The organism is Mesorhizobium sp. WSM3860, assembly GCF_002294995.1.
Lineage (GTDB): Bacteria > Pseudomonadota > Alphaproteobacteria > Rhizobiales > Rhizobiaceae > Mesorhizobium.
The window spans coordinates 60496-83245 of the sequence record NZ_NSGF01000001.1 but is presented as its reverse complement, the minus strand read 5'-3'; the positions used below and the strand labels follow the sequence as shown (position 1 = coordinate 83245).

The 22750-nt window shown below is 64.3% G+C and carries 19 protein-coding genes and 1 tRNA gene; 7 read left to right on the top strand and 13 right to left on the bottom strand.

The features are described from left to right. Nucleotides 1–139 precede the first annotated feature (139 nt). Entirely contained in the window at nt 140–1750 is a 1611-nt protein-coding gene (locus tag CK220_RS00420) for a DUF262 domain-containing protein (RefSeq protein ID WP_095809690.1), read from the top strand. 153 nt (nt 1751–1903) lie between these two features. Here the strand turns inward: CK220_RS00420 and CK220_RS00415 are convergent, their stop codons facing one another. After that, the gene (locus tag CK220_RS00415; RefSeq protein WP_095809689.1) at nt 1904–2848 is read right to left on the bottom strand and encodes an IS1595 family transposase; all 945 of its coding nucleotides are present in this window, start codon (nt 2846–2848) and stop codon (nt 1904–1906) included. Nucleotides 2849–3004: 156 nt separating this feature from the next. Here CK220_RS00415 and CK220_RS32325 point away from each other — a divergent pair, with 156 nt between their 5' ends. Genes CK220_RS32325 through CK220_RS00400 form a run of 3 tightly spaced genes read left to right on the top strand, consistent with a single transcriptional unit; the run spans nt 3005 to nt 8851 of the window. Continuing rightward, entirely contained in the window at nt 3005–4105 is a 1101-nt protein-coding gene (locus CK220_RS32325; RefSeq protein WP_095810226.1) for a hypothetical protein, read from the top strand. Further along, nucleotides 4047–5522 (top strand): DUF6504 family protein, encoded by a 1476-nt coding sequence (locus tag CK220_RS00405; protein WP_095809688.1) that lies wholly within the window; start codon nt 4047–4049, stop codon nt 5520–5522. Before CK220_RS32325 ends, CK220_RS00405 begins: the two co-directional genes overlap by 59 nt. Beyond that, complete coding sequence (locus tag CK220_RS00400) at nt 5519–8851, top strand: error-prone DNA polymerase (protein ID WP_095809687.1); 3333 nt, start codon at nt 5519–5521, stop codon at nt 8849–8851. Before CK220_RS00405 ends, CK220_RS00400 begins: the two co-directional genes overlap by 4 nt. A gap of 24 nt (nt 8852–8875) precedes the next feature. On the opposite strand, the gene CK220_RS00395 is transcribed toward CK220_RS00400, so the two are convergent. From CK220_RS00395 to CK220_RS00380, 4 genes are all read right to left on the bottom strand, one after another. Then, nucleotides 8876–9121 carry a Trm112 family protein gene (locus CK220_RS00395; RefSeq protein WP_066991609.1) on the bottom strand — a complete coding sequence of 82 codons (246 nt, stop codon included), beginning with the start codon at nt 9119–9121 and terminating at the stop codon, nt 8876–8878. 79 nt (nt 9122–9200) lie between these two features. Beyond that, nucleotides 9201–9872 (bottom strand): LON peptidase substrate-binding domain-containing protein, encoded by a 672-nt coding sequence (locus CK220_RS00390; RefSeq protein ID WP_095809686.1) that lies wholly within the window; start codon nt 9870–9872, stop codon nt 9201–9203. 196 nt (nt 9873–10068) lie between these two features. Continuing rightward, nucleotides 10069–11064 (bottom strand): thioredoxin, encoded by a 996-nt coding sequence (gene trxA / locus CK220_RS00385; RefSeq protein WP_095809685.1) that lies wholly within the window; start codon nt 11062–11064, stop codon nt 10069–10071. A gap of 87 nt (nt 11065–11151) precedes the next feature. Next, the gene (locus CK220_RS00380) at nt 11152–11649 is read right to left on the bottom strand and encodes a prolyl-tRNA synthetase associated domain-containing protein (protein ID WP_095809684.1); all 498 of its coding nucleotides are present in this window, start codon (nt 11647–11649) and stop codon (nt 11152–11154) included. A gap of 266 nt (nt 11650–11915) precedes the next feature. On the opposite strand from CK220_RS00380, the gene CK220_RS00375 reads away from it, so the two are divergent. Further along, nucleotides 11916–11990: transfer RNA gene (locus tag CK220_RS00375), tRNA-Gly, on the top strand. Nucleotides 11991–12058: 68 nt separating this feature from the next. On the opposite strand, the gene CK220_RS00370 is transcribed toward CK220_RS00375, so the two are convergent. Both CK220_RS00370 and CK220_RS00365 read right to left on the bottom strand, forming a co-directional pair. Further along, the gene (locus tag CK220_RS00370; RefSeq protein WP_095809683.1) at nt 12059–12352 is read right to left on the bottom strand and encodes a hypothetical protein; all 294 of its coding nucleotides are present in this window, start codon (nt 12350–12352) and stop codon (nt 12059–12061) included. A 94-nt stretch (nt 12353–12446) separates the two neighbouring features. Then, on the bottom strand, nt 12447–12887 hold the full coding sequence (locus CK220_RS00365) for an Lrp/AsnC family transcriptional regulator (RefSeq protein ID WP_066991897.1): 441 nt from the start codon (nt 12885–12887) through the stop codon (nt 12447–12449). A 131-nt stretch (nt 12888–13018) separates the two neighbouring features. Here CK220_RS00365 and rocF point away from each other — a divergent pair, with 131 nt between their 5' ends. Beyond that, the gene (gene rocF, locus CK220_RS00360; protein ID WP_095810225.1) at nt 13019–13951 is read left to right on the top strand and encodes an arginase; all 933 of its coding nucleotides are present in this window, start codon (nt 13019–13021) and stop codon (nt 13949–13951) included. A 2-nt stretch (nt 13952–13953) separates the two neighbouring features. Beyond that, the gene (locus tag CK220_RS00355; RefSeq protein WP_095809682.1) at nt 13954–15012 is read left to right on the top strand and encodes an ornithine cyclodeaminase; all 1059 of its coding nucleotides are present in this window, start codon (nt 13954–13956) and stop codon (nt 15010–15012) included. A gap of 180 nt (nt 15013–15192) precedes the next feature. Here CK220_RS00355 and CK220_RS00350 read toward each other — a convergent pair whose 3' ends face one another. The 6 genes from CK220_RS00350 to CK220_RS00325 form a co-directional block, all read right to left on the bottom strand. Beyond that, nucleotides 15193–16194 carry a substrate-binding domain-containing protein gene (locus CK220_RS00350; RefSeq protein ID WP_095809681.1) on the bottom strand — a complete coding sequence of 334 codons (1002 nt, stop codon included), beginning with the start codon at nt 16192–16194 and terminating at the stop codon, nt 15193–15195. A gap of 16 nt (nt 16195–16210) precedes the next feature. Beyond that, on the bottom strand, nt 16211–17227 hold the full coding sequence (locus CK220_RS00345) for an ABC transporter permease (protein ID WP_095809680.1): 1017 nt from the start codon (nt 17225–17227) through the stop codon (nt 16211–16213). Next, the gene (locus CK220_RS00340; protein WP_095809679.1) at nt 17224–18726 is read right to left on the bottom strand and encodes a sugar ABC transporter ATP-binding protein; all 1503 of its coding nucleotides are present in this window, start codon (nt 18724–18726) and stop codon (nt 17224–17226) included. The genes CK220_RS00345 and CK220_RS00340 overlap by 4 nt, the downstream gene beginning before the upstream one ends. 136 nt (nt 18727–18862) lie before the next feature. Beyond that, nucleotides 18863–19834, bottom strand: coding sequence for a sugar ABC transporter substrate-binding protein (locus CK220_RS00335; RefSeq protein ID WP_095809678.1), 972 nt, complete (start codon nt 19832–19834; stop codon nt 18863–18865). Nucleotides 19835–19995: 161 nt separating this feature from the next. Further along, the gene (locus CK220_RS00330; protein WP_095809677.1) at nt 19996–21015 is read right to left on the bottom strand and encodes an LLM class flavin-dependent oxidoreductase; all 1020 of its coding nucleotides are present in this window, start codon (nt 21013–21015) and stop codon (nt 19996–19998) included. A gap of 164 nt (nt 21016–21179) precedes the next feature. Next, nucleotides 21180–22673 carry an aldehyde dehydrogenase family protein gene (locus CK220_RS00325; RefSeq protein ID WP_095809676.1) on the bottom strand — a complete coding sequence of 498 codons (1494 nt, stop codon included), beginning with the start codon at nt 22671–22673 and terminating at the stop codon, nt 21180–21182. Nucleotides 22674–22750 lie beyond the last annotated feature (77 nt).

Below are 22750 nucleotides of genomic sequence, written 5' to 3'. Positions count from 1 at the left end.
GCAAATGGGCCGGTTGGCACGGGTTCTTGGAGGCTAAACAGCGAAGGAATAAATCCGCATATTGTACTTCGCGTACCCACTGGCAAAGCCGGGGTGCCTAGGCTATGACTAGGCTAGCTAGCGGGTGGGGGGAGTGCAGATGGTTAAGCGTCTAAATCTCGATGCGATGATCAAGCGCGAAGATTTGGAAATTAGCACCACTGGCCGGGGATCAATCGGCTCTGGCGGCATTCCTGTTTCCGAACTGCAAACCAATCGCCTGCATTATGGGCTTCTGCGGAAGCCATCTTTCCAGCGCGTGACTAATGATTGGGATATCGACAACGTAGTCACGCTTATTAAGGCGTTCAGAAATGGCAGTCTGATCCCCGCGCTTATCCTATGGAAATCAGAAGCTGGCTATACCTTCGTGATCGACGGAGCCCATCGACTTAGCGCCTTCATTGCATGGGTAAACGACGACTACGGCGCGGGACCAATCTCGCGGCGTTTCTTCGAGGACAAAATCCCAAAGCAACAAAAGGACTATGCCGACGAATGCCGGCACCGCGTCGTAACCGAGGTCGGGAGCTACGCAGAAATCAGCACTATCCTCCAACAAGAAAACCCGACGAGAGAGCGGATCAAGTGGGCATCCAATATCGGCAAGCCGCTAGACGCTCAGTGGGTTGAAGGCGATGCAGATACAGCGGAGGACTCGTTCCTCGCCATCAATCAGCGAGCCGTCGAGATCAATGAGACGGAAAAATATATGATCGTCTCGCGGCGAAAGCCGAATGTAATCGCAGCCCGAGCGCTCGTTCGCGCCGCAACCGGCTATGAGTACTGGTCCAAGTTTGAGGAAACTCAGAGAGAGGAAATTAAGCGCAAGGCAAAGAAAATCTATGATGTCCTCTTTGAGCCTGAGAACGCCGACTTATCGCGGTCAATTGAGATGCCGATCGCCGGGAAGCCATATTCGGCTGAGGCTCTGCGTATCTCGCTCGATTTGGTAAATTTCGCCAACGACCTAAGGGCCAAAAAATCCCTTGATGAACTGCAAAATGATGAGGATGGAAGCAAGACGATCCGCTTTTTAGACAAGGTCTATGGCGTCGTGAAATACGTTTCTGGCGACGGCAAGGCGAGCCTTGGGCTGCATCCATCGGTCTATTTTTGGGGAGCCACCAAGCATCATCCATCCGCTTTCTTGGCGATGGTCAGCTTTATTCAGCACCTCAATTCATCCGGCCAAATGATCGATTTTTGCTTTCACAGAGCGGGATTCGAAGAGTTCCTTGTGGCTAACGACAACATCGTCAAACACATCTTGGGCAAGTATGGCGGGTGGACGAAAAGTGCGCCGTCCGTGTTCGAAATGTACAAGCTAATTTTTGACGGGCTTAGGAATGGCAAGGCGTCCAGCGAGATCCTGGCTGAACTGATTGCAGATCATCGCTTTAAAGGGCTTTCCGAGGTCGTCGAGATCGAAAATTCACCGGGTAAGCGCTTCACGAATGACAGCCGAGGCGCGACGCGGCGGCGCGAGTTGCTGAGGTCGGCGCTTCGCTGTCCGCTTTGCTACGCCAGACTGCCCATTTCAGCCTTGAGCGATGACCATATCGTTAGGGTACAAGACGGCGGGAGAGGTGATGCGGACAATGACCAGTTGACCCACCCCTACTGCAATACGGGGTTTAAGGAGTATTTGGTTTCTTCCGGACGTGAGTTCCCGTCGCGTCCTGCTTTTCTGGCAGAAGCCGCCGAATAGCACGCTCAAATTCAGCCCCTGTCTCGTCGGCCTCTAGCTCCCGAGCGATCTGCTTAAACCGCTCGGATTGCTCTTTATGACTAAGTGGCTTTGCCTTTTTGCCGCTTGGCTTTCGGGCGGTATTTGGATGGTCGCCAGACGCCATAAGGTGCCTCACCTCGCTTTAGTTGTTTCATAGGTCAGGCGCTTGCCAACGATGCCATCAAGAATGCGGTCAGCGCGCGTCTCGTCATCGACGCCAAGAGCTACGCGCTGATTGTGGCGGAAGTCGAATTCCGCCAGATAGCGGTGAAGGTGCTTCTCGGCGCAATGCTGATAGGTGCCCTTCATGCCGCGCTTGAAGACGCTGAAATAGCTCTCGATGGTGTTGGTGTGGGCGCCGCCGCGCACATACTCGCCAGCCGAATGCTTGACGATCCAGTGGCTGCTAAAGGTCGCGCCAACGGTCGGGTAAAGATTGCTCTCGTCGGTCATGAGAACGCTTTCGTGGGCGATATTGGCCGCGACCAGATCGGAAACATTGACCTTGGTCGCTTGCGCAACGTGGAAGGTGCGCACGATGCCGCCGCGCTCGACTAGGCCAAGGATGGCGCGCTTCTCAGCCGCCTTGCCCTTCTTGATGTAAGGACGGCCACGACGATGCTTAGACGGCTCTGGATTAGCCTTCTTGCCCCAATACGTTTCGTCAGCCTCGACAATCAGACCGTTGCCGCCAAGAGGACCAAGGTTGCCGTCGCGCATGGCTTCGCGAATGCGATGCGACATGAACCAAGCGGTTTTCAGGGTCACGCCAAGGGTGCGGTGAAGCTGGTTGCTCGAAATGCCCTTCTTGGATGAGGCGATAAGGAAAATCGCCTGCAACCAGAAATGCAGCGGCACGTGGCTGGACTCGAAGATGGTGCCGACCTTGACCGTAAAAGGCTTGCGGCACTGGTAGCACTTGTAGGTGCCAATCCGGGTGCTTTTGCCTGCCATCTTCGAGATGCGCTCGAAGCCGCCGCAATGCGGGCAAACGGGACCATTCGGCCAAATCCTGGCTTCAACGACCTTGTAGGCTTCGGCCTCGTCGTGGAAATGGCGGTCTGAAAGAACGGACATCGGTCTAACTCCTTATGGAATCAACCTAATCCGATTTCGTGGGTACGTCAAGTATAATATGAGGAATAAATTCCTTGCGACTCCGCTTGACTCTTCCAGGCCCCTCTGGAATCTATAAGAACATAACAGGAACAACTGCTGCCGGAAGTGAACGTCATGGCGATAAGCGCCGTGGCGCGGGAAACTGTTTTTGCCCTGCGCCGCCAGATCGCGAAGATCGAGGGAACGCTGCCCGAGCGCCTGGAAGCGCCGGCTTCCGGCGCGCCAAAAGCAATTTCAGAAAATGTGCGAAGCGGTTTTCCGTCCGGAATTGCTGAAAAACAAATACCTGGCGATGCCGCGGGATCAGACATCACCCCCGAAATCACCATAGTCCGGCGCGGCCTCGCTGTGGCCTCGCCGGATGCCTTCCTGCACACCGGCATAGAACGCCTCGACACTGCCCTCGGCGGCGGCCTGCCCAAGGCGGCGCTCAGTGAAATCCATGGGCTAGAGACCCGCGATGCCGGTGCCGTCGCCGGCTTGGCGCTGTCGCTCGCCAGCCTGATCCTCAAAGAGAAGCAGGGCCTGCCTGTCCTCTGGATCGGCACGGCGGAGATTTTCCGCGAGGCCGGCTTTCCGTATGCCAGGGGGATCCACGCCCTCTTCGGCATCGAGCCCGAACAATTGCTGTTTTCCGAAGCGCCGAAACTGCTCGACGCGCTGTGGATCGCCGAGGAGGCCGCCCGCATGACGGCCTTCGCCGCCGTCATCCTCGAGATCCGCGGCAGCCCGCGGCTTCTCGACCTTACCGCGACGCGGCGGCTGCACGCCCGCGCCCAGAGCGCCGGCCGGCCAGTGTTTTTGCTGCGCCAGTCCGGCCAGGCCGAGCCCACCGCGGCGCCTGTGCGCCTCATCGTTTCGGCTGCGCCCGCGGCCAGCCGCGAAACGCTCGCCGGCCCGCTGGCCGGCTCGATCGGCCGCCCCGCCTTCACCGTCGATATCGGCAAGAGCCGCACGGCCCTGCCCGGACAATTCACACTGGAGTGGAACCCCGATGAGCACGCTTTTGCAGAAAGAAGGTCCCGGGAAGAGCGGGCAACGAATTCTGTCGCTGTGGTTCCCCTATCTTTGCGCGGAGCGGATCCTGCGCCAGCGTCTGGGGCGGTCCTGGCGTTCCCGGCCCTCGCATCACCTGCCCCCGCCTCAGCCACCGCTTGTGATCAGCCATCGCGACAGCAACGCCCAGCGCATCGCAGCCCTCGACGAGCGGGCTGAGGCGCTGAAGCTGAAGCGCGGCATGGGCATTGCCGACGCGCGCGCCATGCATCCGTCGATCGATGTGGTGGAGGCCGACCCGGAGGCCGACCGCCGCCTGCTCGAAGGCCTCGCCGACTGGTGCGACCGCTACACGCCCCTGGTGGCGATCGACGGCGAGGACGGGCTGTTTCTCGACGTCACCGGCTGCACGCACCTGTTTGGTGGCGAGCGGGCCATGCAGGACGAGATCCTCACCCGTTTCTTCCAGCAGGGTTTCGATGTTCGCGCCGGCCTCGCCTCGACGCCGGGCGCCGCCTGGGCGGCGGCGCGTTTTCACGGCGACCGCATCGTTGCCGGCGGCGAGGAGGAGGCGCTGCTTTCGCCCCTGCCGCTTTCGGCGCTGCGCATCGCGCCGGAAACCCGCGCCAGCCTCGAAAGCGTCGGCCTGCGCACGGCGGGCGCGGTGATGGCCGCACCCCGCGCGCCGCTCGCCCGCCGCTTCGGTGCCACCTTGCTTCTGCGCCTCGACCAGGCGCTCGGCCGGCTCGACGAGGCGGTGTCGCCGCGCCTTCCCGTGGCGCCGCTCTCGGTCGAGCGCCATCTTGCCGAGCCGATCGTGCTCACCGACGACATCGAGCGGCTGGTGAGCCGGCTTGCCGTGGCCTTGAAGGCCGACCTCGAGCGCCGCGGCGAAGGCGCGCGGGCGCTCGCCCTTCTCCTCTTCCGCGTCGACGGCGTCGTCAGCCGCATCGCGGTCGGCACCTCGCGGCCCATGCGCGAGCCGCAGCTGATCCGAAAACTGTTCCACGAACGGCTGACCGCACTGGAACAGGCCATCGATGCCGGCTTCGGCTTCGACCTTGTGCGGCTGTCGGTGCTTTCGGTCGCCGCCTTCGACATGCTGCAGGGCGACCTCACCGGCGAGAGGAGCGACGATGATGCCGACATCGCTTTATTCGCCGACCGCGTGCGCGCCCGCCTCGGCGAAGCCGCCGTGCTGAAGCCGGTCGTCGTCGAAAGCCATCTGCCGGAGCGCGCCGTCGCAGCAGTTCCTTTCGCGGAAGCGCCGCAAAGGCGCATGCCGCCGAAGCCCGACCGGACAGCACCGCCGATGACCATCTTCCCGCCGGAGCGGCCGATACGTCTGTTCCGCTCGCCCGAGCCGATCGAGGTGCCGGCGACCGAGATCCCCGAGGGCCCGCCGATGAATTTCCGCTGGCGGCGCGCGCTTTACCGCGTCGCCCGCGCCGAAGGGCCGGAGCGCATCGCCGCGGAATGGTGGCGGCAGCTGCCCGGCGAGCAAGAGGCGCCGACGCGCGACTATTACCGCATCGAGGACAGCGAGGGGCGTCGCTATTGGCTCTACCGCCAGGGCCTCTACAGCAGCGCCTCGCAGGCCGCGCCGCGCTGGTTCATGCACGGGGTCTTCGCATGAACGCGCTGACCGCCATCCCCTATGCCGAGTTCGGCATCCAGTCGAACTTTTCCTTCCTGCGCGGCGCCTCCAAGCCCGAGGAGCTGGTGGTCACGGCGAAATTCTACGGCTTTTCCTCGATCGGCCTTGCCGACCGCAACACGGTCGCCGGCGTCGTGCGCGCCTGGCAGCAGGCCAAGGTCGAGAAACTTGCCTATCATCCCGGTTGCCGCCTGGTTTTTTCCGACGGCACGCCGGACATTCTGGCCTACCCCCGCGACCGCCAGGGCTGGGGGCATCTCTGCCGCATGCTGACGCAGGCCAATCTGCGCGACGAGAACGAGAAGGGCGTGACGCTGCTCGAACTCAGCGACCTTCTCGAATGGGGCGATCTGATGTCGCTGGCAATCCTGCCCAACCTGTCGGGGGGCGCAGAAGACAATCTGACGCTCATTAGCCGGCTTAAGGATCGTTTTGGCACCGCGCTTCGGCTTGCCGTGGCGCCTGATTACGGCGGCAACGACCGCTACCGCATCGAGCAGGCGGCGGCGATGGCCGAACATCTGCACATCCCGCTGATGGCGACCAACGACGTGCTCTATCATGCCGCCGACCGCCGCCCGTTGCAGGACGTGCTGACCGCGATCCGCCTCAACACGCCGGTTTCCGAGGTCGGGCTGGAGCTGACGGCAAATGCCGAGCGTCATCTGAAAACGCCGCTGGAGATGGCGCGGCTTTTCCGCCGCCATCTCCATGCGCTGACGGAGACGCTGCGCTTCGCCGACGAACTCACCTTCTCGCTCAGCGACCTCGAATACAACTATCCGGACGAGCCGACGGAATCCGGCCTCGGACCGCAGGCCGAGCTCGAACGCCTGGCGCGGGAAGGAGCGGCCGTGCGCTATCCGGCCGGGGTCCCCGAAGATGTGCTGCGGCGCATCGCCAGCGAGCTCGCTTTGATCGAGCGGCTGAACTATGCGCGCTATTTCCTGACCGTCCACGACATCGTGAAATTCGCCCGCAGCAAGGGCATCCTTTGCCAGGGGCGCGGCTCGGCCGCCAATTCGGTTATTTGCTTCTGCATCGGCATCACCGAGGTCGGCCCTGACCGGATCGATGCCCTCTTCGAACGCTTCATCTCCGAGAAACGCAACGAGCCTCCCGACATCGACGTCGACTTCGAGCATGAACGGCGCGACGAGGTCATCGCTTACATTTACGAGAAATACAGCGCCAAGCGCACGGCGCTGGCCGCCGCCGTCATCAGCTATCGCGGCCGCTCCGCCCTGCGCGAGGTGGCGAAGGCCATGGGCTTGTCCGAAGACGTCAGGAGCGCCCTGTCGAGCACCATCTGGGGCTGGTCGGCCTCGGAGCTCGGCGAGAGGGAAGCCAATGCCGGCGGCCTCGACCGCGCCGATCCGCTGTCGCGGCAGGTGCTGGAACGCGCCAACGAGATCATGGGCTTCCCGCGCCATCTCTCCCAGCATGTCGGCGGCTTCGTGATCACCCGCGACCGGCTCGACGAGGTCGTGCCCATCGTCAAGACGGCGATGGAAGAGCGCAAGATGGTCGAGTGGGACAAGGACGATCTTGACGCGGTCAAGATCCTCAAGGTGGATGTGCTGGCGCTCGGCATGCTGACCTGCCTGAAGCGAGCCCTGACCTTGCTCACCCAGCATTATCCGCAGGCGCGTGACAAGTACGGCCGGCCTCATCAATTGAGCTCTCTCCCACCGGAGCACCCTCGCGTCTACGACATGATCTGCCGGGCCGACACGCTGGGCGTCTTTCAGATCGAATCACGCGCCCAGATGTCGATGCTGCCGCGGCTTAAACCGCGTGAATTCTACGATCTCGTCATCGAGGTGGCGATCGTGCGGCCCGGCCCGATCCAGGGCGACATGGTGCACCCCTATTTGCGTAGACGGCAGGGCAAGGAGAAAGCTGAATACCCGAAGCCGGAACTGAAGGAGATTCTCGGCAAGACGCTGGGCGTGCCGCTGTTCCAGGAGCAGGCGATGAAGATCGCCATCGTTGCCGGCGGCTTCCAGCCGGGCGAGGCCGATGAGCTGCGGCGCGCCATGGCCACCTTCAAGCGCACCGGCACGATCGGCAACTACCGCCAGCGCATGATCGACGGCATGGTCGACAAGGGCTACCAAAAGGAATTCGCCGAGCGTTGCTTCAAGCAGATCGAAGGCTTTGGCGAATATGGCTTTCCGGAAAGCCATGCCGCTTCCTTCGCGCTGCTGGTCTATGCCTCCTGCTGGTTCAAGACCTTCTATCCCGACGTGTTCTGCGCCGCGATTTTGAACTCGCAGCCGATGGGGTTCTATCAGCCGGCTCAGCTCGTTCGCGACGCGCGCGACCATGGCGTGGAGGTGCGTGAGGTCGATATCAATCATTCCGTCTGGGATTGCACGCTGGAGGAGTCCGGTTTCGATCCTTCGCGCATCCTCGAACGCCATGCCTCGATGCGCGGCGTCATCGAGACGGCTCATGCGGTGCGGCTTGGCTTCCGTCAGATCAAGGGCCTGTCCGAGGAACGCATGGAGGCCGCCGTCACCCGGCGCGGCGACGGCTATCGATCGGTCAGGGATGTCTGGCTGCGTTCGGGCCTCGATGTCGGCGAGATCGAAAGGCTGGCCCAGGCCGACGCCTTCCGCTCGCTCGGCCTCGACCGACGCGCGGCGCTCTGGGAGGTGCGCGCGCTGGACGGCAGGAGCGCAGCCGAAAAACTGCCGCTGTTCGACCGGCCGACGCTGCGCCTGCGCGAGCTGGAGCCCGAGACGAAGCTGCCGAAAATGCCGCTCGGCGAGCATGTCGTCCACGACTACCGCTCGCTCGGCCTGTCGCTGAAGGAACATCCCGTCGCCTTCCTGCGCGAGCGGCTTGACCGCGCCGGCATCACCCCCAATGCCCGCCTGCCGTCGGTGCGCGACGGCCGCCGCGTCACCGTCGCCGGCCTGGTGCTGGTGCGCCAGCGCCCCGGCAAGGGCAATGCGATCTTCCTCACGCTGGAGGACGAAAAAGCGATCGCCAATGTCATCATCTGGCCGCGCGTCTTCGACCGCTTCCGCTCTATCGTGATGGGCGCGCGCCTCATTCGCGTCACCGGCAAGCTGCAGCAGGAATCGGACGTCATCCACATCGTCGCCGACAGGATCGAGGATTTGACTCCCTGGCTGAGCGTGCTCCTTGAGGAGGCGCCCACCATCGAGCATCAGCCGGCCGGGTCATCGAATGGACCGGAGCGCTCCACGAACCGCGGCCTGCCGGTGCGGCAGGATATCGACGCCCTGTCGGGCACGGCGCAACAGGTCATGCCCAAGGGGCGCAATTTCCAGTAGCGGCAAACGGACCGCCGGCGCCGTTCAGGACGGCCCGCCGAGCCGCGGCGGCGGCTTGAGCGCATCTTCGGCCGAGATCGTGCGCGCTTCCGAAGGCAGCATGATCGGGATGCCGTCGCGGACCGGATAGGCAAGCTTGGCCACGCGCGAGATCAGCTCGCTGCGTTCCGCGTCCCAGGTCAGCGGTCCCTTGGTCAGCGGGCAGGCGAGCAGTTCCAGCAGTTTCGGGTCAACCGTGGCTTTGCGCCCGTCACGTCCGTCCGCCGCCATCGCACTTTTCCATTGTCCAACTGCCGCCGGCCTAAGTGTTGAGATTCAGCCGGCCCGCCTCATCTGAATATCAGTACATTTATTGCAGGCTCGAGCCAAAATCCTCATCCTCGCGCGCCAGCGTTATTTCGGTGATGGCGATCAGCGTCTCGGCGCGCGTCTTCAAATCCGCCGCCTCGAGCAGGGCTTGCTTCTCGGCCGGCCCATAGGGCGCCATCATCGACAGCGCATTGACCAGCATGGCGTTCTCGGCGCGGCTGACGCTTTCCCAGTCGGCCTCGAGGTCGTTGGCCTGCAGATAGGCGCGGAATGCCTTGAGCAGTGCCGGGCGGTCGACCTCGGCGCCGGCCGGATCCTCCTCGAGATCGGCGAGGAAGGGCGCGATCCGGCATTGCCGGAACGGCGTCTTGACCGCCAGCTCATCCGTGACGCGGAAGCGGCAGACGCCTTGCAGCGAGATCAGGTAGCGCCCGTCGCCGGTCTCGGCAAGCGAGATGATGCGCCCGGCGCAACCGACGCTGCAAAGCTCGGGCTCGCCGTCGTCGCGCAACGCGCCGTCGAGGCTGGGCTGGATCATGCCGATCAACCGCGGCCCGGCCATCGCCTCATCGATCATCTGCAGGTAGCGCGGCTCGAAAATGTTGAGCGGCATGCGGCCGCCGGGCAGCAGCAGCGCCCCGGCGAGCGGAAACACCGGGATCCTTGACGGCACATCCCTCGCGAGCCGGTAGCGGGCGTTTCCGACCTGCACCTCAACCCTCCGCCTGCACTTCTCTCGAAAGCATCGCCGGGCAGCGTATCAATCTGCGATCTCCTCTTACGCAACCCATCCTGCTGTTTAGACCGTTAACCGGCAGGGGCACGCCGCTGGCGCCTATCTGGCGCAGTTGCCGCCTTGCGCAAGACCCTACCGGCAAAAGGGGCCGGCAACAAAGCCGGCAAAACGCTTAGGAGAACAACAGCGACGACAGCTTGCGCCGCGCCGACAGCGTCGCCTCGTCGGTCATCCCCCATGCCTCGAAGAACTTCAAGAGCTGCGCACGCGCGCCATCGTCGTTCCACGTCCGGTCGGCCTTGACGATCGCCAGCAGGTTGTCGGCGGCCTGCATCCGCTCGCCGCGCGCATTCTGCACCATCGCCAGGTCGAACCGCGCCTGGTGATCGTTCGGATTGGCCGCGAGCCGGCGTTCGAACTCGGCCGGATTGCCGAGCGCGGCGGCTTCCGCCGCGAGCGTCATCTTGGCGCGCAGAGCGGCAAGCGCCGGCGCGTCCTTCTTGTCCTCCGGCGCCTTGGCAAGCACCGCCTCTGCGCCTTGGCTGTCGCCGGCCTCGAACAGGATCTCGCCGAGCCCGGCGATTGCCTCGATGGTTTCGGGCGACTGCTCGAGGATCGCATCATAGATATCGGCCGCGGTCTGGGTATCGCCCGCCTCGCGCGCCTCGGCGGCCGCGGCCAGCGCTTCGGTGATCTGCGGCGCGCCGCCTCCGCCCTTGCCGCCGACCTTCTGGATGAACTGCGTGATCTGGCTTTCCGGAATGGCGCCCATGAAGCCGTCGACCGGCTGGCCGTCCTTGAAGGCGATGACCGCGGGAATGGACTGGATGCCGAGTTGGCCGGCGACCGAGGGATGGTCGTCGATGTTCATCTTGACCAGCTTGACCTTGCCGCCGGCAGCCTTGACCGCCTTTTCGAGCTGCGGCGTCAGCTGCTTGCACGGGCCGCACCAGGGCGCCCAGAAGTCGACCAGCACCGGCTGACGGCGCGATTCCTGGATGACGTCGGCCGCGAACGTCGCGGTCGTGGTGTCCTTGATGAGATCCGCGGCCGCAGCCGCCTCGCCGAGCGAGACCTTGCCGCGGTCGGCCCCGCCATATTGCACGGATTGGGCGTACTGGCCGGCATTGCCGCCAAATGAGCCGCTGAACGGATTGTTGTCACTCATGTCGTCGCCCTTTCGGTCGCGTCGTCGCCGGCTTCGGCGGGTGCGGCGCGTTATTGCCGGATTTCGGTTTCGCCATCCATGTGGCGATCAGCCCGAGACTTTCAAGATAACAGGATCGTGGCCGGTTGCCTCGACGAATCTGACGAGATCGGCGGCGGCGATGGACGTCGTCGCCTCATTCGTCAGCGGATGGCCGTTGATGACCTCGTGGCTCATCAACTCCTGGTCCAGAACCACCTTGATCCGCCCGGCCGTGTCGTTGATCAGGCCGAAGATGGTAACCGCGCCGGGAATGACGCCGAGCAGCTCCATCAGCATTTCCGGCTTGCCGAAGGAGACGCGGCTAGCGGCGCCGATCAGATGGTGGATCTGCTTGAGGTCCACCACGGCCTCCTCGCCGACGGTGACGAGAAAGTAATTGTCCTTCTTGTCCTTGAGGAAGAGGTTCTTGGTGTGGCCGCCCGCGATCTCTCCGCGCAGCGCCTGCGAATCGGCAACCGTGAACAAGGGCGGGTGACGCACCGTCGAGACGGAGATGCCGAGATCGGCAAGAAAGGCGTAAAGCTCGGCTTCGGTCTTCGGCATTGGTCCTCGCATCATCGGGAAAGCTTGTGCCGTTTACGGCCAACGATGCCCTTGGGGCAAGATCGCCAGAGCAATTCCAGGAAAAGTGCGAGGCAGTTTCCCGTCCGGAATTGCGTAAGACGCTTGGTGTGGAACAACGCAATCCGCCGGTTCGAAACCAACCTTCCCCATATGAAGAGCTAGCTCCAAAAAGACCGTCATTTCCCTGTTGCAATCGCCGCGCTCTTCGGCCATATAGGCGCGGCTTGCGGCCCAAGGCCGCGCGAGCGGGTGTAGCTCAGGGGTAGAGCACAACCTTGCCAAGGTTGGGGTCGGGCGTTCGAATCGCCTCACCCGCTCCAGTTTCCCTTCCGGGATCAAGCAAACGAAAAAGCCGCGGTTTTCCGCGGCTTTTTCGCGTTTGTAGCCTTCAGAACAAGATTCCGTTGCGCGCCATCCCCCATACCGTGGCGACGCAGTGAACGATCCCGATCGGCAGCGCCAGCAACGGCTTGGAGCGGATGAGAAGGATATAGTTCGTGAATTGGGCGCATGCGCTGAGCAGCCCGGGCACGGCGCCAATGCCCGCCATCATCAGCAGCATCATCCAGGGGACCACGATGAAGCCTGGAACATTCGTTCCGTGCCCTGCGCCCATCGTGAAAAGCGCGATCAGGAACCCGACAATTCCCAGGCCGACCCCAGCCGCGATCAACTTCAGCACCAGCTGCTCCCGCTGTTTTTAGCCCTCAGCAAACAGAGGATAATACCGCAAAGCCCTACAAGAAGGCTCGCCGCGGTCCATGCGGGTGTCCCCATTACCCAAGCCTCGCCCTCGTCGTCCTCGGCGTCGCCAAAAGCAGGCTGGTCTCGCTGCCGGTGATGCCAGGGATCAGCCTTATCCGCCGCAGCACGGCGTCGAAATCCGTGAGCGAGGCGGTGCCGAGCTCGACCACCAGGTCCCAGCGGCCGTTGGTGGTGTGGATGGTCGACACCTCGGGAAAACCGCCGAGCGCCCTGATCACGCGGTCCGCGGCATGGCCCTCGATCTCGATCATCATGACGCCGCGTATCCTCTGATCGACCGCATCGGCGCGCAGCACCACCGTGTAGCCGATGATCTCGCCGGATTTCTCCAGCCGCTCCATGCGCGCCCGGACCGTCGCGCGCGAGACGCCGAGATCGAGCGCGAGATCGGAGACGCTGCGCCGCGCATCGTGCCTCAGAAGCGTCACCAGTCTTTCGTCGAGCGCATCCATCCTGACCATTTCGAGCAGCCGATATGCCCAATATGATAGATCAGTCTTTTCGAAATGCCAATTTACCCTGTTCAAACCGCCAGGCAGCGGTGGTTCACTCCGGCAAATCAAACGCAAAGGCCAAAGAAGTGATGCGCTGCAGGATCGTCGGCGCGCCGGTGCAGGACGGCGCGGGCAGGATGGGATGCGAAATGGGACCGAGCGCGCTGCGCACCGCAGGGCTTGTTTCGGTGCTGTCGGAGCTCGGCCATGAGGTCGAGGACTGGGGCGCGGTCGAGAAGACGGCGGCGCGCGCTGTCGCACATGGCAATCTCGCCCTGAAGGCGCTGTCCGAAATCTCCGCCTGGACGGCGGCGATTTCCGAGGCCGCCTACGCGGCTTCGAAGGATGCGATGCCGATCTTCCTGGGCGGCGACCACTCGATTTCCGCCGGCACCGTCTCCGGCGTGGCGCGCCGCGCCGCCGAACGCGGCCGGCCGCTCTTCGTGCTGTGGCTCGACGCGCACCCGGATTTCCACACGCTCGACACCACCACAAGCGGCAATCTGCACGGCGTGCCGCTCGCCTATGCCAGCGGTCGCCCCGGCTTCAACGGCTATTTCCCCGACCTGCCCGCAGCCGTCGACCCCGCCCGCGTCTGTACCATGGGCCTGCGCAGCGTCGATCCGGCCGAGCGCCGCGCGCTGAAGGAAGCGGGCGTGACCGTGCACGACATGCGCACCATCGACGAGCACGGCATCGCCCCGCTGCTGCGCGCTTTCCTGGCCAGGATCGAAGAGGCAAACGGGCTGCTGCATGTCAGCCTCGACGTCGACTTCCTCGACCCGTCGATCGCGCCGGCCGTCGGCACCACCGTGCCGGGCGGCGCCACCTTCCGCGAGGCGCATCTGGTGATGGAGATGCTCTCCGACAGCGGCCTGGTCTCCAGCCTCGACCTGGTCGAGCTGAACCCGTTCCTCGACGAGCGCGGCCGCACCGCGACCCTGATGGTCGACCTTACCGCCAGCCTGATGGGCCGCCGCATCATGGACCGTCCGACCCGCAGCCATTCCGGAAGCCTCTGACCATGACCCAGCCTTCCCGCCTTGCCATCGTCCCCTTCGTCAGCGTCGACCGCATGATGAAGCTGGTCCTCGCCATCGGCGTCGAGCGCTTCCTCACCGAGCTCGCCGCCTATATCGAGGAGGATTTCCGCCGCTGGGAGCTGTTCGACAAGACGCCGCGCGTCGCCTCGCACAGCCATGACGGCGTCATCGAGCTGATGCCGACCAGCGACGGCCGTCTCTACGGCTTCAAATATGTCAACGGCCACCCGAAGAACATGCGCGAGGGCCGCCAGACGGTCACCGCCTTCGGCGTGCTCGCCGATGTCGGCTCCGGCTACCCGATGCTTTTGACCGAGATGACGATCCTGACGGCGCTGCGCACGGCTGCCACTTCCGCGGTCGCCGCCAAATATCTGGCTCCGAAAGGCTCGCGCGCCATGGCCATCATCGGCAACGGCGCCCAGTCCGAGTTCCAGGCCGTCGCTTTCAAGGCGCTGCTCGGCATCGACCGGCTGCAGCTCTACGACATCGACCGCCAAGCCTCGGAAAAATGCGCCCGCAACCTCGCCGGCAAGGGTTTCGACATCACCATCTGTTCGACCGGGCAGGACGCGGTGGAAGGCGTCGACATCATCACCACGGTGACCGCCGACAAGCAGTACGCCACCATCCTCACCGACAACATGGTCGGCTCCGGCGTCCACATCAACGCCGTCGGCGGCGACTGCCCCGGCAAGACCGAGCTGCACCGCGATATCCTTTTGCGCTCCGACATCTTCGTCGAGTTTCCGCCGCAGACGCGCATCGAGGGCGAGATCCAGCAGCTCGACGCCGACCATCCGGTGACCGAGCTGTGGCAGGTCATGACCGGCCAGGCTGAGGGCCGCAAGACGCCGGAGCAGATCACGCTGTTCGATTCCGTCGGCTTCGCCACGGAGGATTTTTCCGCGCTGCGCTATGTCCGCGACCAGCTCCAGGCCACCGGCCTCTATGAGGAGCTCGACCTGCTCGCCGACCCCGACGAGCCGCGCGACCTGTTCGGCATGCTGCTGCGGGCCGCCATGCAACCTGCGGCTTGAGGGAATGAGCGCGCGTAATCTCCCCCTTGAGGGACTCTTGAGGGGGAGATGGCCCAGGCCAGAGGGGGTCGGTCCGACTGGGCTCGGCTTGCTTCTGCGGATGGAGGTTGGCGCTTCACGCGCAGCGACCCCCTCTGTCGCCTTCGGCGACATCTCCCTCTCAAGGGCGGAGATAATGCGCTACTCGCGCACCGCCGCGCAGCTTTCCCTCTCCACCAGCACTGGCGCCAGCACCTCGCGGCGCGACGGCGCCTCGGGCTCGCCGACGCGCTCGAGCAGCAGGCTCACCGCCCGCGTTCCGATCTTATCGACCGGCTGGGCTATCGTCGTCAGCGGCGGCCAAGTGGTGACGGCATAGGGAATGTCGTCGAAACCGATCAGCGACATGTCGTCGGGTACCCGCAAGCCGCGCGTGCGCAGCGCGGTGATGGCGCCCATAGCCATCAGATCGTTGCAGGCGAACACCGCCGTGATATCCGGCGCCTGCGCCATCAGCCGCTCCATCGCCAGGCGGCCGCCGGCGAAATGATAGTCGGAATCGATCACCGACGAGGCAGGTAGATCGAGACCTGCCTCCGCGAGTGCCCGGGTAAAGCCGCTCAGGCGGGCAGGGCTGGAGCTCGAATCGCGCGGACCGCCGATGACGCCGATGCTTTGGTGGCCGAGCCCGACCAGATGGCGCCCGGCGAGATAGCCGCCGTGATCATGGTCGACCAGCACGGAATCGACATGGACGGAATGGATCTCGCGGTCGAGCAGCACCGCCGGCAGGGCGGCGGACAAATGTGAGAACACCCGCGCATGGTCGGACGAACCGGCGAAGATCAGCCCGTCGATCTGCTTTGCCATCAACACCGACAGATAGCGCTCTTCCTTCTCGGCGCTGCCATCCGAGTTGCACAGGATGACCGTATAGCCGGCCACGAAGCCGGCATCCTCGATCTGGCGCGCCACACTGGCGAAGAACGGGTTGGAATTGTCCGGGAGCAGCAGGCCGATGGTCTTGGTCTCCCCCCGCCTCAGACTCCGCGCCAGCGAGTTCGGACTGTAGCGCAGGGCGGTGATCGCCGCGCGCACGCGCTCGGCCGTCTCCGGCTCGACATGGCGCGTGCGGTTCATCACATGCGAAACCGTTGCGACGGATACCCCCGCATAGCGCGCGACATCGGCAATTGTGGTCATGGTTCCCTCTGACCCCTTAGCGGATCCTCCGCAACAGCCTCTCCCGATAAGCGTCTAGGATGACGGCGAGCACGATGACAAGGCCAATCACGATCGGTTTGAAATTGTCGCCGACGCCAAGCAGCTGCAGGCCGGTGCTGAGCACCTGCAGGATGCAGGCGCCGACCAGCGTCCCGATGATCGAGCCTTTGCCGCCGCTGAGACTGGTGCCGCCTATGATGACGGCGGCGATTGCGTTGAGCTCGTAGCCGACGCCGGCGATCGGGCTGCCGATGTTCAAGCGCAGCAGATAGACCATGGCCGCGATGCCGGCCGTCAGCCCGCTGATGGTGAAGGCCGCGACCTTGTAGAAATCCGGATTGTGCCCGGAGAGCCGCACCGCCTCGTCATTGGTGCCGACGGCGAAGATCATGCGGCCGAAGACGGTGAAGCGCAGCACGAACCAGCCGGCCGCGATCACCAGCACCGCGACCAGGAAGATCGACGGCAGGAAGCCGCCGATGATCAGATTGCCGAAATCGACGAAACTCTGCGGCAGGCCGGTGATGGTCGAATTGTCGCTGACCACGCGGGCGGCGCCCGCGGCCATGTTGAGCATGCCGAGCGTGACGATGAAGGACGGGATCTTCCACCGCGTCGAGATCCAGCCGTTGAGGAAGCCGCAGGCGGCACCGGTCGCCATGCAGGCAAGCAGCGCCAAAGTGATCGCGACGGCCGGCGACAGGCTCTCGTCGATCATGACGGTGGCGCCGACCACGGTGCAGAGCGCCAGCACCGAGCCGACCGAAAGGTCGATGCCGCCGGTGAGAATGACGAAGGTCATGCCGGCCGCGAGCACCGTGTTGATGGCGATCTGCACGAAGATCTTCAGCGCATTGCCGGGCGTGGCGAAGTAGGGTGCCGTGAGCGAGAAGAACAGCGTGATCAGCACCAGCGCCAGAAGCACGCCGGCGTCGCGGATCAGGAAGCGCAGGAACTTCGCCCTGCCGGGAGAGACAGGCGCCACCACGAGGCTTTCGGACGTCTCGCTCATGGTCGCACATACTCCTGATAGGCGAGCGACAGGATGCGCTCCTGGTCGAATTCGGCTCGCGGCACCTCGCCGACGATTTTGTTCCTGGAAAAGACGATGATGCGGTGGCACATGCCCATCAGCTCCGGCAGGTCGGAAGACACCATGATGATGCCTTTTTGAGCCGCCGCCAGCATCCACAGAAGCTGGTAAATCTCGCGCCGCGCGCCGATGTCGACGCCGCGGGTCGGCTCGTCGAGGATCAGCGTGGAGGTGCCGCGAAACAGCCATTTGGCGAGCACCACCTTCTGCTGGTTGCCGCCCGAGAGATTGCGCACCGCCTGCTCGATCGAGCTTGCCTTGACGCGCAGCTGGCCGATGAGATCGTTGGCTGCCCCGGCTTCGGCCCGGCGGTTGACCAGCCCGTGGCGCGACACCTTGCCGAGATCGGTGATGGTGATGTTCTTGTCCACGGCCAGGTCAAGTAGCAGGCCCTGGCCTTTGCGATCCTCGGTAAGCAGGCTGAGCCCGTGCCGCACGGCATCCTTGGGTGCCGTGATCGCCACCGGCTTGCCGTCGATCTCGACGACGCCGTCGAGCTTCGGATCGGCGCCGAACAGGGCCCGCATGGCTTCGGTCCGGCCGCTGCCGACCAGGCCGGCGACCCCCAGAATCTCGCCGTGGCGGACGTTGAAGGAAATTTCGGGCGTCGCAGCATCGCGCTTCAGATTGGTCACGCTGAGCGCGACCTTGCCCGGCACGATCGAGGTGTCGAAGCCGAATTCGTCGGCGATGTCGCGGCCGATCATCATACGCACGATATCCGGCACGCTGAGGCCGTGGAGGTCGCGGGTCGCGACCAGCCTGCCGTTGCGCAAGATGGTCACGCGGTCGCCGATCTCGAACACCTCGTGCAGCCGATGCGAGATGTAGATGATGGTGACGCCCCTGGCCTTCAGCCGCTTGATGATGGCGAACAGCCGCCCGATCTCCGGCGGCGTCAGCGTCGCCGTCGGCTCGTCGAGCACCAGCAGCTTCGAGTCGTAGCTCAGCGCCTTGGCGATCTCGACCAGCTGCATCTGCGCGACGCCGAGCGCCTCGACCCGCGTCCTCGGATCGACGTCGAGCCCGACCTCCTTGAGCAGCGCGACGGCGCGCCGGTTGAGCGCCTGGCGGTCGACGATGCCGAAGGCGCGGCGCGGCAGGTTTTCCAGCATCAGGTTCTCGGCGATGCTGAGATAGGGCAGAAGGTTCAGCTCCTGATGCACGATGCGGATGCCGCTTAGCTGCGCATCATGCGGCGTCTTCGGCTGATAGGACTGGCCGTTGAAGGCGATCGCTCCGGTGTCCGGCTGGTAGATGCCGGCCAAGAGCTTGATCAGCGTCGACTTGCCGGCGCCGTTCTCGCCGAGGACGATATGCGTCTCGCCGCGCGCGATCGACAGCGAGACGTCGCTCAGCGCGACCACGCCGAGAAAGATCTTTCCTACCCCTTCGAGGGAAAGAATCACATCGTCCATGCAGCAATCCTGAATGGCGCTCATCTGTCGCGAGACGGTGTGAGCGCGCCGCCATCGCCGCCGGCTGTTTGCCGGCGGCGATGATGAGACAAGCGAATGGATGGCGCCAGAGGGAGTCCCGGCGCCTCTGCTCGCCTCAAGCGGTGATCAGCTTGACGTCGGTCTTGACCCAGCCCGAGAACTTCTCGCCGGCAAGTTCGCGCAGGCCGTAGTCGATGCCCATGGCCGCCATTTGCGCGCCATACTGCTCGACCGTGGCGAGCATTTTGCCTTCCTTCAGCAACGGTCCGACGGCCGGGATATTGTCGAAGCCGACCACCTTGATCTGACCCGACTTGCCGGCCGCGTCGATCGCCTTGACCACGCCGAGCGCCATAGAATCGTTGGCCGCCATCACGCTCTGGATGTCGGGGTGTTGGGTCAGGAAGTTGGTCATCAGCGTGTTGGCTTCCTCGGTCTCCCAATGCGCGGTCTTTGAATCGAGCAGGTCGAGGCCGTACTCCTTCACCGAATCGTCGAAGCCGAGCTTGCGCTGCTTGGCGTTGTCGGCTTCCGGATTGCCTTCCAGAATCACGACCTTGCCGCCCTTGCCCAGCGCCTTGCCGAGCGCATCGCCGGCGAGCTTGGCGCCGGCGCGGTTGTCCGGCCCGAAGAAGGCGAGGTCGACGCCGGCCTTCTTCTTGGCCTCCTCGTCGAGCGCGACGTCGATGTTGATGACCTTGATGCCGGCCTTCAGCGCCTTGGCGATCGGCGTGACCATCGCCTTCGAATCGGCCGGCGCCACCACGATGATGTTGTAGTTCTGGGTGATGAAGTTCTCGATCGCGTCGACCTGGGCGGCGAAATCGCGCTCGTCCTTCATGCCGACGGCCGCGAAATCGAACTTGTCCTTGTTCTTGGCCGCATAGTCCTCTGCACCGGCCTGCATCTGCTTGAAGAACTCGTTGGCTAAAGACTTCATGACCAGGCCGACCTTCGGCTTGTCGGCTGCAAAGGCCGGGCCGAACGGCAGCGCAAGCGCGCCGGCCGCCAGCGCGCTGGTCTTGAGGAACCGACGACGCGACAACGAGCCCAGGTCGAGGCGGTGCGTGTTTGAAACCTTGCTCATGCTTTCCTCCACTTTTGATCCTCCGTAATCGGTTACGTAACCGATTACGCAAAGTAGGGCGACATTTTATCAGGTGTCAATATCGATGGTAAGGAGGCTCGCTGCGCCGTCGGGCAATAGCAGAGCGTGGCCGGCCCGAAGCTCCAGGTCGCGCGCCTTGCTCACCGCCACCCCATGGCCGGCGCGACGTGCTTCAGGATCGCCTCGATGACATGGGCGTTGTAGTCGACGCCGAGCTGGTTGGGCACGGTGAGCAGCAGCGTGTCGGCCTCGGCGATCGCCTCGTCTTGCCTGAGCTGCTCCACCAGCTTGTCCGGTTCGGCGGCGTAGGTGCGGCCGAACACGGCGCGCTTTTCCGGCTCGATATAGCCGAAATGATCCTCGCCCTCGCTGCCGCCGAAATAAGCGCGGTCCATGTCGTTGACGAGAGCAAAAATGCTGCGGCTGACCGACACGCGCGGCTCCCTCGCGTGGCCCGCTTCCTTCCAGGCGGCGCGGTAAGCCCTGATCTGCTTGGCCTGCTGGACATGCAGCGGCTCACCGCTTTCGTCGAACTTCAACGTCGAGCTCTGCAGGTTCATGCCAAGCTTGGCCGCCCACACGGCAGTGGCGTCGGTGGCCGCACCCCACCAGATGCGCTCGCGCAAGCCCGCCGAGAATGGTTCGAGCCTCAGCAGGCCAGGCGGATTGGGAAACATCGGCCGCGGATTTGGCTGGGCAAAGCCTTCGCCGCGCAACAGATCGAGGAAGATCTCGGCGTGGCGGCGCGCCATGTCGGCATCCGTCCTGCCCTCTTCCGGCACGTAGCCGAAATAGCGCCAGCCATCGATCACCTGCTCGGGCGAGCCGCGGCTGATGCCGAGCTGCAGCCGGCCGCCGGCGATGAGGTCGGCCGCACCGGCATCTTCGGCCATGTAGAGCGGGTTCTCGTAGCGCATGTCGATGACCGCGGTGCCGAGCTCGATGCGCTTGGTCTTCGCGCCGGCCGCGGCAAGCAGCGGAAACGGCGAGGCGAGCTGGCGGGCGAAATGGTGGACGCGGAAATAGGCGCCGTCGGCGCCGAGCTCCTCGGCCGCGACCGCAAGGTCGATCGATTGCAAGAGCGCGTCGGCGCCCGTGCGTGTGCCCGATTGCGGGGAGGGTGACCAGTGCCCGAACGACAGAAACCCGATCTTCTTCATGCGCTCCGTTCCGCGTCAGAGCGGCCCGCTGAGCCGCTCGTATTCTTGTGTTGCTCCAGCGCAATACCAGGAAAAACGTACGACGGCCTTCCGCTTCGGAATTGCGCAACGCAAATAGTTGAAGCCGTCCCGCTATTCAACGAAACGCGACCGGATACAGACCGTCAATCGATCCTGATCCAGACGCCCTTGGTGTTGAGATATTCGTCGAGATGCTCGGCGCCGCCCTCGCGTCCGTAACCGCTCATCTTGTAGCCGCCGAAGGGCACGGCCGGGTCGATCGCGTGATAGGTGTTGACCCAGACCGAGCCGGCGCGCAGCCGGTTGGCGAGCTGGTGCGCCTTGCCGACATCCTTGGTGAACACGCCGGCGCCGAGACCGTAGGGCGTGTCGTTGCCGCGCCGCACCGCCTCGTCGAGCGTGTCGAAGGGCAGCGCCGAGATGATCGGCCCGAAGATTTCCTCGCGCGCGATGCGCATGGCGTCGGTGACGCCGGAAAACACGCCGGGCGTGAGGAAGTTCCCGGCGGCCAAGGCGCCTTCGGTGATCCGCGTGCCGCCCGTCACCAGACGCGCGCCCTCGCGCGCGCCGTCCTCTATGAAGCCTGTGACGCGCTCGAGCTGTCTTGGCGAGATCAGCGGTCCGATCTCGGTCTCGGGGTCGGCGCCGTCGCCGATCCGCAGCTTTGCCGCGAAGGCCGCGACGCGTTCGACGAATTCGTCATAGATCGGCCGCTCGACGAAGAGCCGGGAGCCGGCGATGCAGACCTGGCCGGAATTGGCGAAGACCGACATGGCTGCCACCGGCACGGCGCGCTCGATGTCGGCATCGGCGAGAACGATCACCGGCGACTTGCCGCCAAGCTCCAGCGACACGCGCTTCATGTTGGCGGCCGAGGCGCGCAGGATTGCCTGGCCGGTGGCGGTCGAGCCGGTGAAGACCACCTTGTCGACATCCATATGCGCCGCGAGCGGCGCACCGGCCTCCGCGCCCGTGCCGGTCACGACATTGACGACGCCCGGCGGCACGCCGGCTTCCTGCATCAGGTCGGCGATCAGGAGCGGCGTCAGCGGTGCCTCTTCCGACGGTTTCAGCACGATGGTGCAGCCGGTGGCCAAGGCCGGGCCGATCTTCCAGATCGAGGCGGCGGTGGGCGCATTCCACGGAATGATCGCGCCGACCACGCCGACCGGTTCCTTGCGCGTATAGGAGACGATCTCGCCGGGCAGCGAATTGCCCATCGTCTGGCCGTGGATCGACGTCGCCATGCCGGCATAGAAGCGCAGCATGCCGAGCACGCGGTTCCTGTTGGCCAAGGTGCGGGTGATCGGCATGCCCATGTCGGTGGTGTCGGAAAGCGCCAGCTCTTCCCAATGCCGTTCCATCACATCGGCGATCTTCAACAGCAGCAGCTGGCGCTCATAGGGCTTGAAGCGGCTCCACGGTCCCTCGAAGGCGCGCCGTGCGGCGGCCACCGCCAGATCGATGTCCCTGGAATCCGCAAGCGGCACGGTGCCCAGCACCGCGCCGGTGGCGGGGTTGCGCGTCTCGAACGTCCGGCCGCTCGCCGAATCGCGCCATTCACCGTCGATCATCATCTGCCGGTGCCGGCCGTCGATCGGCGTGCGCAGGGGGAGGTGTCTCACCGATAACGTCATCTGAAGCCGCTTCCTCTGATGAGCATGGCCTTATGCCACCGGCATGCGCACGGGCGCAAGTTGGCCGCCGCGGTCGA

Coding starts and splice junctions, on each gene's coding strand:
- CK220_RS32325 (WP_095810226.1), top strand. CDS start 3,005: ATGGCGATAAGCGCCGTGGCGCGGGAAACTGTTTTTGCCCTGCGCCGC.
- CK220_RS00415 (WP_095809689.1), bottom strand. CDS start 2,848: ATGTCCGTTCTTTCAGACCGCCATTTCCACGACGAGGCCGAAGCCTAC.
- CK220_RS00365 (WP_066991897.1), bottom strand. CDS start 12,887: ATGGATGCGCTCGACGAAAGACTGGTGACGCTTCTGAGGCACGATGCG.
- rocF (WP_095810225.1), top strand. CDS start 13,019: ATGCGCTGCAGGATCGTCGGCGCGCCGGTGCAGGACGGCGCGGGCAGG.
- CK220_RS00340 (WP_095809679.1), bottom strand. CDS start 18,726: ATGGACGATGTGATTCTTTCCCTCGAAGGGGTAGGAAAGATCTTTCTC.
- CK220_RS00395 (WP_066991609.1), bottom strand. CDS start 9,121: ATGGCGGCGGACGGACGTGACGGGCGCAAAGCCACGGTTGACCCGAAA.
- CK220_RS00420 (WP_095809690.1), top strand. CDS start 140: ATGGTTAAGCGTCTAAATCTCGATGCGATGATCAAGCGCGAAGATTTG.
- CK220_RS00355 (WP_095809682.1), top strand. CDS start 13,954: ATGACCCAGCCTTCCCGCCTTGCCATCGTCCCCTTCGTCAGCGTCGAC.
- CK220_RS00330 (WP_095809677.1), bottom strand. CDS start 21,015: ATGAAGAAGATCGGGTTTCTGTCGTTCGGGCACTGGTCACCCTCCCCG.
- CK220_RS00335 (WP_095809678.1), bottom strand. CDS start 19,834: ATGAGCAAGGTTTCAAACACGCACCGCCTCGACCTGGGCTCGTTGTCG.
- CK220_RS00380 (WP_095809684.1), bottom strand. CDS start 11,649: ATGCCGAAGACCGAAGCCGAGCTTTACGCCTTTCTTGCCGATCTCGGC.
- CK220_RS00345 (WP_095809680.1), bottom strand. CDS start 17,227: ATGAGCGAGACGTCCGAAAGCCTCGTGGTGGCGCCTGTCTCTCCCGGC.
- CK220_RS00350 (WP_095809681.1), bottom strand. CDS start 16,194: ATGACCACAATTGCCGATGTCGCGCGCTATGCGGGGGTATCCGTCGCA.
- trxA (WP_095809685.1), bottom strand. CDS start 11,064: ATGAGTGACAACAATCCGTTCAGCGGCTCATTTGGCGGCAATGCCGGC.
- CK220_RS00325 (WP_095809676.1), bottom strand. CDS start 22,673: ATGACGTTATCGGTGAGACACCTCCCCCTGCGCACGCCGATCGACGGC.
- CK220_RS00400 (WP_095809687.1), top strand. CDS start 5,519: ATGAACGCGCTGACCGCCATCCCCTATGCCGAGTTCGGCATCCAGTCG.